Source organism: Actinocatenispora thailandica (genome assembly GCF_016865425.1).
GTDB classification, from domain to species: Bacteria; Actinomycetota; Actinomycetes; order Mycobacteriales; family Micromonosporaceae; genus Actinocatenispora; species Actinocatenispora thailandica.
Map to the genome: position 1 here is coordinate 1,665,158 of NZ_AP023355.1, position 11,669 is coordinate 1,676,826.

Consider the following 11,669-nt stretch of genomic DNA (forward strand, 5'->3'; position numbering starts at 1 on the left):
GGCCCGGCCACCGGCGCCGGCCGGCCCGGCACCGCCCGCGGGCGCGACACCGGATCACCGGGCGCCGCGGGTGTCCGGCGCGAGGAGTGCGGGGCCGGGGTGAGAAGCCTCGCTCCGGCGTCGGCTGCGCGGAACATCGGCACCCGCCCCGGACCGGATCTTCCCCTATCATGCGCTACATGACGATCGATACAGATCAGAACAAACCAGACACGCGCATTCCACCGTGCAACTGACCGAAGAGGAGGACCGCCCTGGTGGGCTGGGACAAGAAGAGCTTCGACGAGATCTACCACCAACCGGACCCGCGAGCGTACTTCGCGACGCTGGGCCCGCTCGACTACCAGATCCCCACGCACGGAAGCGTGGTCTTCCGGCGGCTGGCCTCGCTGCTGGCCAGGGACGATCGCCCGGTCACCGTTCTGGACCTGTGTTGCTCGTACGGGTTGACCGCCGCACTGCTCAACCACGACCTCACGCTCGACGACCTGCGCCGCCGCTACGCGCAGGCGGACCTGGCCGGCCTGTCCCCGGACGCGCTGATGCGCGCCGACCGCGAGTACTTCGCCGCGCGGCGGACCGCGAACTCCGTGCGGGTCATCGGGGTGGACGCGTCCGCCCCGGCTCTGCGGTACGCGACCGGCGCCGGTCTGCTGGACGAGGCGTTCGCCGAGAACCTGGAGGACCAGCCGGCGAGCGACCCGCTGCGCGCCGCCGCCGACGGCGCCGACCTGGTGACCGTCACCGGCGGCATCGGGTACATCACCAGCCACACGTTCGAACGGCTGCTGCGACGCCGCGACGCCCCGCCCTGGGTCGCCGCCTTCACCCTGCGCACCGTCGGGTACGAGCCGATCGCCGCCGTGCTCGACCGGTGCGGGTTGGTGACCGAGCGGCTCGCCGACCGTACGTTCAAGCAGCGCCGGTTCTTCGACGACCAGGAGCAGCGGAGCACGCTGGAGGCGCTGGCCGGGGCCGGCGTCGACCCGACCGGCCGGGAGGCCGACGGCTGGTACCACACGGAGTTCTACCTCTCGCGTCCCGCCGGGCAGGCTCCGCGCCGCTCCGTTGCGAGCTTGGTGGCGCCCTGAACGCGGGCGGCACCACGACACCGGGCACGGCGGGACGGGTTCGGTAGACCGGCACGATCGGGCACGCGTTCGCACGCGGTGGTCCCGGTGGTGGTGACCGAGTGTCGCCGGTGACGCTGTCCGCCGGGTGAGCCGCGTCCGGACGGTGGCGGTGTGCCGGGGCGCGCACGTGCCCCGGCACACCGCCAGCCGGTCAGCGGGTGTGCGGACGGTGGCCCGGCTCCTGGTGCGGAACCTGCTGGCTCGTCGGCACGGTCGGCAGCGGCAGCGTCGCCGCCTCCCGCTGCTCGACCGCGAGCAGTGGCGTCGGGTCGGGCAGCCGCGGGAACCTCGGGGCGGCGTGGCCGAGCCGCAGCGCCGAGGTCAGGTCCCCCACCGTACGGCGGCGCCAGGCACTGATGTTGCTCTCGCGCACGCCGAAACGCCGCTCCAGGAACCGTAGCTGCGAGGTGTGGTCGAACGGCTCGCTGCACACCCAGCCGCCGGTGCTCCACGGCGAGATCACCAGCGCCGGCACCCGGTAGCCGGGGCCGACCGGGCCGGCTATCCCGACCGCGCCGGCGGGCAGCGGGTCCACGGTGACCCACTCGCCCGGCGTACCCTCCGGCGGTCGCGGCGGCGGCACGTGGTCGAACAGGCCGTCGTTCTCGTCGTACACGATGACGAAGACGGTCTTGGCCCACACGTCGGGCCGTGAACCCAGCGCGTCGAGCACCGTCCAGATGTACTCGGCGCCGGCCGCCGGGAAGTTGCCGGGACCCTCGGCAGCCTCGGGCAGCCCGTACACCGACGGCAGGTACTGGGCGTCCAGCCAGGTCACCGACGGCAGGTCGCCGCCGCGGATCATGTCGGCGACCATGGACGGCGAGTACGGCACCATCGCGTTGTCGTACAACGCATCGCCCGGCCTGGCGTCCTGGAACGCCTTGAACCAGCCCAGATCGGTGTCCGGCGGGTATGCGGTGCAGTAGCGCCAGCTGATCCCGGCCCGCTGCAACCGCTCCGGGTACGTGGTCCAACGGAAGCCGGTGGAGTGGTTGTCGACGACCGGGCCGCCGAGCGTGCCGTCCGGGTCGACGGTACCGCTGATCGCCATCACGCGGTTGGGGTGCGTCGGGCCGAGCACCGAGCAGAAGTAGCTGTCGCACACCGTGAAGGCGTCGGCGAGCGCGTAGTGGAAGGGCAGGTCCTCCCGGGTGTAGTACGCCATGGTGAACGGGCCCCTGGTCGCCCCGTCCAGCCTGCGATGGGTGGGCACCCAGTTGTCCATCTTCCCGCCGTTGCCGGACAGGTGCTGCGCGTCCCAGGCGTGTCCCGTGCCGTACGCCTTGATGCCGCTGGTGGTCTTCGTGTCGTACCGGAACGGCAGCAGGTAGCCGTCCGGGTTCTCCGGGTCGGGCTGGTGGAACACCGAACGCCCGGTGGACAGGGTGATCGCGTCCGGGTCGTCGAACCCGCGGACACCCTTGAGCGTGCCGAAGTAGTGGTCGAACGAGCGGTTCTCCTGCATCAGGAAGATGACGTGCTCGATCTGCCGCAACGAGTGCAGCGGCTCGGCCGGGGCGGCGAGCGCCTTGCGCATCGACCCGGGCAGCAGCGACAGTGCTGCCGCGCCGGCCGCCGTCGCGCCAGCCGTACCGAGGAACCTGCGTCGAGTGGTGCCGTGCGGGGGGTCTTCCGGCATCTGTACTCCTCGAACCGTGGGGGGCCTGTTCCGCGAGGATGTCGGCGGCTGGTGGCTGCTACGTGACGTGCCACCACCCGCGCCATGAATGACAGTCGATGATCGGTCCGTCCGCAAGGCGACGGTGGCGGTAGATTACCCGTATTTTGCATGTTGTGTCGAAAATCGCCGCGTCCGCAGCGATTGCTGGCGTCGGACCGCGAAGGTCACGGGCCCGAACCCGCAATCGAGCGTCAGCGTGCGCCCGACCAGGTCGTCCACCGGGATGGCTCAGTCTGGCAGCTGGCCGGGACGGCGGTGCCGCGTCGGCGCCGTACCCCGCGCTGGCTGCCACGATTGCCGGATCTCGCTGCCCCGGCGACAGGCGCGCGGCACAATTGCCACCGATCCGTTACCCGGCAGCCGGTAAGACGTCGAGTCGCGCCGACACCAGACACCTGAGCGGCAGGTACCGGGAAGGCGGTGCCGGCAACGACCAAGCTCGAGGGGACCGAGGTCATGAAGGCGATCGTGGTGACGGACGAGGCTGCGGGCCTGGCCGGGATGACGCTGGCGCAGCGGCCCGAACCGGCGGCGGCGATCAACGACGTCGTCGTCGCGGTGCACGCGTCGGGGTTCGTTCCGACCGAGTTGGAGTGGCCGTCGACCTGGGTCGACCGGGCCGGTCGCGATCGCACGCCATCGGTGGCCGGGCACGAGCTGGCCGGCGTGGTCAGCTCGCTGGGCTACGGCACGACCGGGCTGTCCGTCGGGCAGCGGGTGTTCGGCATCGCGGACTGGCACCGCGACGGCACCCTCGCCGAGTACGTGGCGGTCGAGGCGCGCAACCTCGCCCCGCTGCCCGGCGACGTCGAATTCACGGTGGCCGCGAGCCTGCCGATCTCGGGGCTGACCGCGTGGCAGGGCCTGTTCGACCACGGCCATTTGCGGGCCGGTCAGCGGGTTCTCGCGCACGGCGCGGCCGGCGCCGTGGGCACGATGGTCACCCAGCTGGCGCGCGAGTTCGGCGGTTACGTCATCGGTACCGGGCGGGCCGCCGACCGCCAGAAGGCGCTCGACTTCGGTGCCCAGGAGTTCGTCGACCTCGACAGCGACGCCCTGACCGACGTCGGCGAGGTCGATCTGGTCTTCGACGCCATCGGCGGCGACGTGCAGCAGCGGTCCGCGCGCCTGATCCGGCCCGGCGGCCGGCTGGTGTCGGTCGTCGGGCCGGTCGAGGCGCGGCCCGCCGACGGCGTGGCGGTCGACTTCGTGGTCGAGTCCGATCGGGCCCAACTGCAGGAGATCGTGCAGCGGGTGCGGGACGGGCGGCTGCGGACCAACATCGGTACGGTGGCGCACCTCGACGAGGCCGTCGCCGCGCTCGACCCGGCCGAGCGCCGCAAGGGCAAGACGGTCGTTCAGGTTCGTCCGTAGCCGGCGAGGCCACCGGGCGACCCGCCGATCGCCCTGGTGACAACGGCTTCGCCTAGAGCCAGCCGCGTTTGGTCGCCTGCACGCCGGCGGCGAAGCGGGTGGTGACGCCGAGCCGGTCGAGGATCGCGGCGATGTTGCGCCGCACGGTACGGATCGACACGTGGGTGCGGGCGGCGATCTCCTCGTCCTTGAGGTTTCCGGCCAACAGCGCGAGCACGTGCCGCTGGTAGGGGGTCAGGTCACCGGTGTGGCTCGGCGCGGCCGGGTACGGCGCCGCCCGGTCCCACAGGCTCTCGAACAGGTCGACGAGTGCCCCGATCACCGACGGGGAGCGAAACAGCACCAAGCCGGCCGAGCCGCTCTCGTCCAGCGGTACCAGGGCGGTGGACCGGTCGGCGACCAGCAGCTTCATCGGCAGCGTCGCGGCGAGGCGGGTCTCGCCGCCGGCGTTTCGGGTGCCGTCGACGATCCAGGCCAGTTCGGGAGTGGCGAAGTCGGTGGTGAAGATCGTCTTCCAGGTCCGTGGCGGCTCGTCGGCGGCGGGGGAGAGCCTCGGCTGGCACAGGCACCCGGCCGCCGCGGTGGTGTCCAGGGACAGCAACTCGTCGCGCGCGCCGCGCTGGACGCTGTCGACCAGGGTCAGGATCCGGTCCGGTTCGGTGACCACGTCGGCCGGGGACCGGACCGGGCCGCCGTCGACGCTCAGCGCGTCGCGCTGCAGCACGATCAGCTCGTGCACGGTGTGCGCGGTCTGCTCCTGCCAGGAAGCGATCCGCGCGGCCAGCTCGCCGAGTACCTCCTGCGCGGCGACGGCGGGTGCGATCGGAAGCAGCACCGGTGGATCGCCGTCCTGGACCCGGGCGAAGCCGGCCAGCACCAACTCGTGCACGTCGTGGTCGAGTGCGGCCGGCGCCAGGATGTGACGCTCACCGGCGAGCAGCCGCTGGTACAGCTCGCCTGCTCGCTGGGAGAGTACGGAGTCCAGCATGCCGCCATCGTATTCGCCGTCGTATGTCCGGAAGCTGCCACTGACCCGTTCTCTCCTTGAGCTGGTGCGGTGCGGCCCGGAGACTGGTTCCGGTCCACGGCCGGAGGCCGGAACGCAGGGCAGCCCCTCCGGGGCGGGTGTGAGCGGGGCGAGGCAGCGCGATGGCGTTTCACCGGATCGACGAGGTACCGGACGTACGGCTCGCGCACTTCCTGGACTTCACCAGCACCACGTACTACAACACGCAGCTGACCAGCACCCGCTGGGCCGTGCAGCCGATCGCGGCGCGGCGGCCCGCCGAGGGCAGCGCCCGGCACCGCGTGCACTGCGGCACCTGCAGGCAGTCGGTGGAGGTGCTGGTGCCGAGCGCGGAGCGTACCCTGCGCATCCAGCGGATCTGGCTCGCCGTGCTGGTCGCGGGGCTCGCGGTGCTGGTCGCGGTGGTCGGGTACCTCGCGGCGCGGTCGGACTGGACGAGCGCCGGCGGTGCCCTGGCCGCGGTCCTGATCCTGACCCTCGTGATCCTCCTGTCCGTCGCGCCGCTGCTGGCGGCGCTGGACCGGGCGCAGCACGCGCACGGCGTCCGCATCGCGCCGGGCCAGCCCCGGGCGGCGGTGCGCCGCCACTCGATCCGCCTCCCCAAGGCGCGCGGCGCGCGGTACCGGCCTCGCGCGGCCGGTAGCGCGGCGCGGCCGACGACGGCGCCGGCTGCCACGGTCGGTACCCGGGACGTGCGTGCCGCCCCGGCGACCGGAGCCGGGGCGAAGGCCGGCACCGTCAAGGCGGGGCCGGTGTTCGCGCTGCGGCCCGGAACGGGGCGCGACACGGTGCTGGCGCGGCTGGGCCCGCCGGCGGGCGACTCCACTGGCGCGGAGGCCGTCGGGGTGTCTCCGCGCCAGTGGACCGGGAGATCCTGCGCTACGACGGTCCGCTTGCCGGCCACCAGACCAGCGTCGTGCTTGCCGCCGGTGTGGTGGAACGGATCGAGATCGCCCCTGGTGGTGCGGCCGTCGGTGACCCGGCGCCGCCCGACCGCATCGTGATCGGCCGGGACGGGATCCACGCGTCCACGTCGCGCTACGCGTACCACGCGCTCGACGCGTGTCTCGGCCCCATGTCGCGCTGGGAGGACGGCGCCTGGCAGGCGGAGCGCGCGCAGCTGCAGGCGAGCTGGCCTGCGGCCGCGGTCACCGTCGAACCGGTGCTCGCCACCGTGGCACGGTTGCGGTCCGACCTGTCCGCCGACGCCGAACGGCCGGGCCACCGGGCCTTCCTCGTCGCGCCGCTGCCGGAGCAAGGCTGCGCGCAGGTGGTGTCCATCTTCGATCAGCCGGGGCAGGCCACCGGAACCGGCACCGCGTACCGGGTCTGGCGGCTGACCGGGGGCCGCTGGGCCCTGATCCGCTCGACCCCCAGAACCTGACGCCGCCGGGTGGCCCGTCACCGTTGGGGCGTGGCGGCGGCGGTGCCGGAGACGGCGGCTGGCCCGCACGGTGGCACCTCCGTGGCGCCGCCGGCTCAACGTGGTGACGTGGTGGTCAGGTGGAATGCTCGTCGGAGATGGTCCACGCGGTCGGGTGGGCCGGTGAAGGTCATGGTCCGCAGGGCGCGGGCACGTTGGGCAGCGGTGGTGGCTGTTCGTAGCGTGATGAGGTCCGCGGATCGGGCCGTGATGGTCACCTCCGGTGCGGCGGTGGACGGTGCGAGGCGGTCCGTGTCGACGGCGAAGGTGAAGCGGCGGTCGTCGACGTCGACGGCCACGTCGAGGGTCAGGCCCGCTGCGGCCTGCGGGTCGAAGGCAAGCAGGACGCCGGCGAGGAATCCGCTGGAGGGGGAAACGGCGCCGGGGGCTGTGGTGTCCCAGTCGCGGAGTCCGAACCGGGCGACGGCGGACAGGATCGGTACGACGTAGCGCCAGCCGGGCTCGGTCAACTCCAGCACGGTTCGGGCTGCTGGTGCTGGCAACTCGGTACGGCGGACCAGGCCGGCGTCGTCCAGCTCCCGCAGCCGGGTGGCGAGCAGGTTGGTGGCGATTCCGGGCAGCTCGGCACGGATGTCGCCGTACCGGCGGGGGCCGCCGACCAGTTCCCGCAGGATCAGCAGCGTCCAACGGTCGCCGAGGATGTCGAGGCCGAGGGCGATCGGGCAGTTCTGTTGGTAGCTTCGCACGGTCCTCGGTCCCACCTTCGCGTCGATCATGACGATCCTATGCCGTGCGGATCGGCCGTACCGGTGCCGTGGTGCTGGTGCTCGTGGTCCGCAGCCGGGTCAGGGACAGGATGTGCAGGGCGAACAGCAGCGGTACGCCGGCTGTCGGGATGAGCGCCAGCGGCAGCGTGGACACGTACTGCGTGGTGGGTGTCAGGTGCAGGATCGGGTCGCTGCCGGGTCCGCCGAGGAACGCGATGGTGAACGCGGTGACGAAGTCGGCGATGCCGAGGAGGTTGAACCAGATCGCGCGTCGCTTGCCATCGCCGTGCAGCAGGCCGCGGGACACCCGGCGTGCGGTGAGGCCGATGGCGATGTCGCCGAGCGCGGCGGGCAGCGCGAAGGCCGGGGGCAGCAACCCCAGCACGAGCGCGAGCAGGAAGATCACGCCGACGATACGCACCTCGTGTGGCCGGGCGAGCCGGGCCACGACGTGCGGTCCGGACAGTATCCGCGCCGCGACCGGTAGCCGAGCCAGGAGCAGCAGCACGGCGAGGGGCACCGCGAATCCCGCCAGCAACCACGGCGTGATGGCGGCTTTGTCCATCCGGTAGACGTGCGTGGCTGCCAGCGCAGCGGTCAGCACGATCCATCCGGTGTATCCCGCCGCGAACAGCGCGGTCACCCGCGTCGCGGTCGCGTCGCCCATGCCGGCGGCCTTCGCCGAGTTCCGCAGCTCTCGCGCGGTGCTGAACAGGATCAGCCCGATGCCGATCACCACGAGCGCCGAGAGGTACCAGGGTCCAGATGTCATGTCAGCTCGCTTCGCACGCCGGTCCGCACCGACGGGTGTCGATGCACAAGAAAATCTACCAGCTAGACAAATTTTTAAAGTAGAAATGAGGAGTTGCTCACATCCCGTGGCGGGCGCTCCGGTCGAGGACTGGCAGGCGGTGTTGGACCTGATCAGGTCGAGGGATGGGTGCGGCAGTACTCGGTGGGCGGTGTCGCTGCGCCACCGCCTCTCGCTGCGGAGGTGCCGTGCCTGGCGGCGGCGAGCTTGTCGAGCACGGCCCGCATCCTGGGCTCCCTGTTCGGTAGCCGCTTGTCGAAGACCGCTTGCGGCCCGGGGCACCGCGGGGTGACACCACTCCCGGATCATGCCAACTACCGGGGAACAATCATGCCGGCCAGAGACCGGGAGCCCCATGGCCGGCGGCGATGAAGGTACCGGGGCTACCTGGTGCCGGTCAGGGTTGGAGCCAGCGGTCGAACCAGGCGCGGGTGCGGCGCAGGAAGTCGAGCTGGTGGTTGCGTTCGCGGATCCAGTGGCCCTCCCGCGGGTAGATCACGAACTCGTGCTCGGCGCCGAAGTGGCGGAGCGCCCGGTGGAGGTACACGGCCTGCCCGAGGGGACGTTGGTGTCCTCGGCGCCGTGCAGGATCAGCACCGGGGTGCGAACGCGGCTGGCGAAGGAGACGGGGCTGACCGCGTCGTGCGGGTGCGGGCCGATGCCGCACCATCCGGTGCTGCCGCCGAGCGCCGCCTCGAACTGGCCGTTCTCCCCGGTCGCGGCGAGCATCCCCCAGTCGGTGACGCCGGCGCTGACCAGCGCGGCGCGAAACCGCTCGGTCTGCCCGACGGCCCAGGCGGCCAGGAACCCGCCGTGGCTGCCACCGGCGATGCCCAGCCGGTCGGGGTCGGCGATGCCCTCGGCGACGAGCAGGTCGATTCCGGTCAGGATGTCGGTCCATTCCTCCTGCCCGACCCGGCCGGCGACGGCGGCGGCGAAGGCGTGCCCGTGGCCCTGCCCGCCGCGCGGGTTGGGCAGGAACACCGCGTACCCGGCGGCGGCCAGCCACTGCGCGCTGGGGTGCCAGAACAGCTGGAGGCGATCGTCGTACCGGTCGTAGGGGCCGCCGTGCGCGATCGTGACGAGCGGGAACGGGCCGTCCGAGGCGGATCGTCCGGCCGGCAGGACGAGCAGGCCGTCCAGGTCGAGGCCGTCGGCGGCACGGTAGGTCAGCGGGCGTTGGGTGCCGAAGGTGACGGCGTCCAGCTCGGGCCGGGTGTCGGTGACCCTGCGCAGCGGCCCGGCCGGTGGGCCGACGTGCACGTCCGGGGGTTGGTAACGGCCGCCGGCGACGGCCGCGATCATCGTGCCCGCACCGTCGGTGCTGAGGGTGTCGAGCTGACCGCCGCGCTGCGACAGCGGTGTGACACCGTCCGGGTCGAGCCGGGCCAGGGTCGTGTTCAGCCCGTCGGCGAGCACCACCAGCGGCGCCGCGTCGGTCTGGCACAGTTCGGTCGGGCACATCGGCAGGTCGGCCGTACGGTTGCGGCGGGCGCGGCTGTCCATGGCCAGGTCGAACACGGCGGTACCGGCCTGCAGGACCGGTGGGGTGAGGGCGAGGTACCCCAGGTGCCAACCGTCCTCGCCCGGCCACCAGGCCAGCGAGTGCGCGTCGGCCTCGACCGGCCCGAGATCCTCCGCGGTGCCGGTGACGGGGTCGAACAGGTGCAGCCGGCCGCTGCGGGGCCCGTAGTCCGGGTCGGCGCTGGCCTGGGTCAGTACCGCGAGCGGCCCACCGTCGGGGCGTTGCCGCAGTTCCACGACGTGCCGGTCGCCGAACGCGCTCGGGGTGGCGACCTCGCCGGTACGCAGGTCGAGCAGGCGCAGCCGGGCGCGGGGTTCGCGCTCGCCGACGACGATGGCGTCGTCGCGGTCCCGGGCGCGGCGCTCGTCTGCTGCGGTGGGTTCGTCCTCGGCCAGCAGCGCGACCAGGTGGGGGTCGGCGAGCGGTAGGTGGTCGATGATGCCGGCGCGCCAGCGGGTCGACGCGACCACCGCGTCGTCGGTCCGGGTGAACCGGTGTAGCTGCGCGATGCCACGCTCGGTGCGGTCGGACAGGAAGTACAGCGTGCCCGAGTCCGCCGACCAGCGCGGCTGCGACTCCGTTGCGGTGTCGGCGGTCACCCGACGCCACTCCCCGTCGCCGTCGAGGTCGACGAGCCACAGCGCGGTGTCCAGGTGGTCACCGGTGCAGCTGGTGGGGGCAAGCACGTAGCAGAGCAGCCGCCCGTTCCCGGCAAGGGCCGGGGTCTGCGGGACGCGAGCCCCGACCACGTGTTCGGCAGTCAACCGGGTCATCCGGTCAGTCTGTCAGGGGCGCGAGCGCCACCCGGACGGGCCGTGGCGCTGGCGCCCGGGGTGACGCCACCGCGGGCATCGATCGGACGGTACCGGCCCGATCCGGGCCGGTGGTCGGGAGCCGGGGTGCGGCGCCGCGGCGCGCGGGTGCCGGGGTGCCGCGCCGCGGCGGGAGGGACGCCGGGCCGGTCGGAGGCGTCGGCGTGGCCGGAAGCCGGTATCGTTGCCGCCCATGACCGAGAGGGCGACCGAGGTCACCGCGGGTCTGGTGCGGCAGCTGCTGCGTGCCCAGCATCCGGATCTGGCCGAGTTGCCGCTGCGCGAGGTGGCCGGCGGCTGGGGCAACCAGATGTGGCGTCTCGGGGACGAGCTGGCGGTGCGCATCCAGCGGATGGACACCGATCCCGGTCACCAGCTCGCGGAGCGCCGGTGGCTGCCGGTGCTCGCTCCGTGCCTGCCGCTGCCCGTTCCCGTCCCGGTACGCAGTGGCGCGCCCACCGAGCGTTTCGCCAAGCTGTGGACGGTCGTGACCTGGGTGCCGGGCGTGCCGCTGGACCGCGGGTCGATCACCCGCGGTGGGCAGGCGGCCGACACGCTGGCGGCGTTCCTGCGGGCGCTGCACGTGCCGGCCCCGGCGGACGCGCCGGCCGGCCGCGGCGCGCATCCCCGGGACTGCACGGACGGTTTCGACGGCTTCCTCGACGCCGTCGAGGCCGACGCGATCGGTACCGACGCCGCCGAGGCACGAGCCGTCTGGGACGACGCCGTCGCGGCCCCCGGATGGCAGCGTCCGCCGGTGTGGGTGCACGGCGACCTGCATCCGGCGAACGTCGTCGTGGCGGACGGGACGCTGGCGGGCGTCATCGACTTCGGTGAGCTGTGCGCCGGTGACCCGGCAGCGGACCTGGCTGCCGCCTGGGTACTGCTGCCGGCCGGCGCCGCCGCCCGCTTCTTCGCCGGGTACCGGGAGGCCGACGCTGCGACGATCCGCCGCGCCCGCGGCCTGGCGGTGCTCAAGAGCCTGTTCCTGATGCTGATGGGCCAGAACGGGGACCGCGGACTGCCCGGCGGCAAGCCGGCGTGGGGTCCGGCCGGACGTGCGGCGCTCGACCGGGTGCTGCGCGATCGTGCGGCTGGCCGGAGACCGAGGTGAGCCTCGCGATCGGAGCCGGTGCACGTTCCGGCGCCGGC

At 73.0% G+C, this 11,669-nt stretch carries 9 protein-coding genes and 1 pseudogene; 5 read left to right on the forward strand and 5 right to left on the reverse strand.

What is annotated here, in order from left to right; genetic code table 11:
• Window positions 1–257 precede the first annotated feature (257 nt).
• Complete coding sequence (locus tag Athai_RS07265) at window positions 258–1,091, forward strand: hypothetical protein (RefSeq protein ID WP_203960769.1); 834 nt, start codon at window positions 258–260, stop codon at window positions 1,089–1,091.
• Window positions 1,092–1,284: 193 nt separating this feature from the next.
• Here the strand turns inward: Athai_RS07265 and Athai_RS07270 are convergent, their stop codons facing one another.
• A complete protein-coding gene (locus tag Athai_RS07270; RefSeq protein ID WP_203960770.1) occupies window positions 1,285–2,775 on the reverse strand; it encodes an alkaline phosphatase family protein in 1,491 nt (496 codons plus the stop codon).
• 498 nt (window positions 2,776–3,273) lie between these two features.
• Here Athai_RS07270 and Athai_RS07275 point away from each other — a divergent pair, with 498 nt between their 5' ends.
• The gene (locus Athai_RS07275; RefSeq protein WP_203960771.1) at window positions 3,274–4,191 is read left to right on the forward strand and encodes an NADP-dependent oxidoreductase; all 918 of its coding nucleotides are present in this window, start codon (window positions 3,274–3,276) and stop codon (window positions 4,189–4,191) included.
• 52 nt (window positions 4,192–4,243) lie between these two features.
• Here Athai_RS07275 and Athai_RS07280 read toward each other — a convergent pair whose 3' ends face one another.
• On the reverse strand, window positions 4,244–5,179 hold the full coding sequence (locus Athai_RS07280; protein ID WP_203960772.1) for a helix-turn-helix transcriptional regulator: 936 nt from the start codon (window positions 5,177–5,179) through the stop codon (window positions 4,244–4,246).
• Window positions 5,180–5,340: 161 nt separating this feature from the next.
• Here Athai_RS07280 and Athai_RS07285 point away from each other — a divergent pair, with 161 nt between their 5' ends.
• Window positions 5,341–6,222 (forward strand): hypothetical protein, encoded by an 882-nt coding sequence (locus tag Athai_RS07285; RefSeq protein WP_203960773.1) that lies wholly within the window; start codon window positions 5,341–5,343, stop codon window positions 6,220–6,222.
• Complete coding sequence (locus Athai_RS07290; RefSeq protein ID WP_203960774.1) at window positions 6,219–6,602, forward strand: hypothetical protein; 384 nt, start codon at window positions 6,219–6,221, stop codon at window positions 6,600–6,602. Before Athai_RS07285 ends, Athai_RS07290 begins: the two co-directional genes overlap by 4 nt.
• A gap of 95 nt (window positions 6,603–6,697) precedes the next feature.
• Here the strand turns inward: Athai_RS07290 and Athai_RS07295 are convergent, their stop codons facing one another.
• The 3 genes and pseudogenes from Athai_RS07295 to Athai_RS07305 form a co-directional block, all read right to left on the reverse strand.
• On the reverse strand, window positions 6,698–7,348 hold the full coding sequence (locus Athai_RS07295) for a winged helix-turn-helix transcriptional regulator (RefSeq protein WP_239156775.1): 651 nt from the start codon (window positions 7,346–7,348) through the stop codon (window positions 6,698–6,700).
• Window positions 7,349–7,385: 37 nt separating this feature from the next.
• A complete protein-coding gene (locus Athai_RS07300) occupies window positions 7,386–8,141 on the reverse strand; it encodes a hypothetical protein (RefSeq protein ID WP_203960775.1) in 756 nt (251 codons plus the stop codon).
• 436 nt (window positions 8,142–8,577) lie between these two features.
• A pseudogene (locus Athai_RS07305) lies at window positions 8,578–10,478 on the reverse strand (prolyl oligopeptidase family serine peptidase).
• Window positions 10,479–10,710: 232 nt separating this feature from the next.
• Between Athai_RS07305 and Athai_RS07310 the strand changes: the two are divergent.
• A complete protein-coding gene (locus Athai_RS07310) occupies window positions 10,711–11,631 on the forward strand; it encodes an aminoglycoside phosphotransferase family protein (RefSeq protein WP_203960776.1) in 921 nt (306 codons plus the stop codon).
• Window positions 11,632–11,669: the final 38 nt, after the last annotated feature.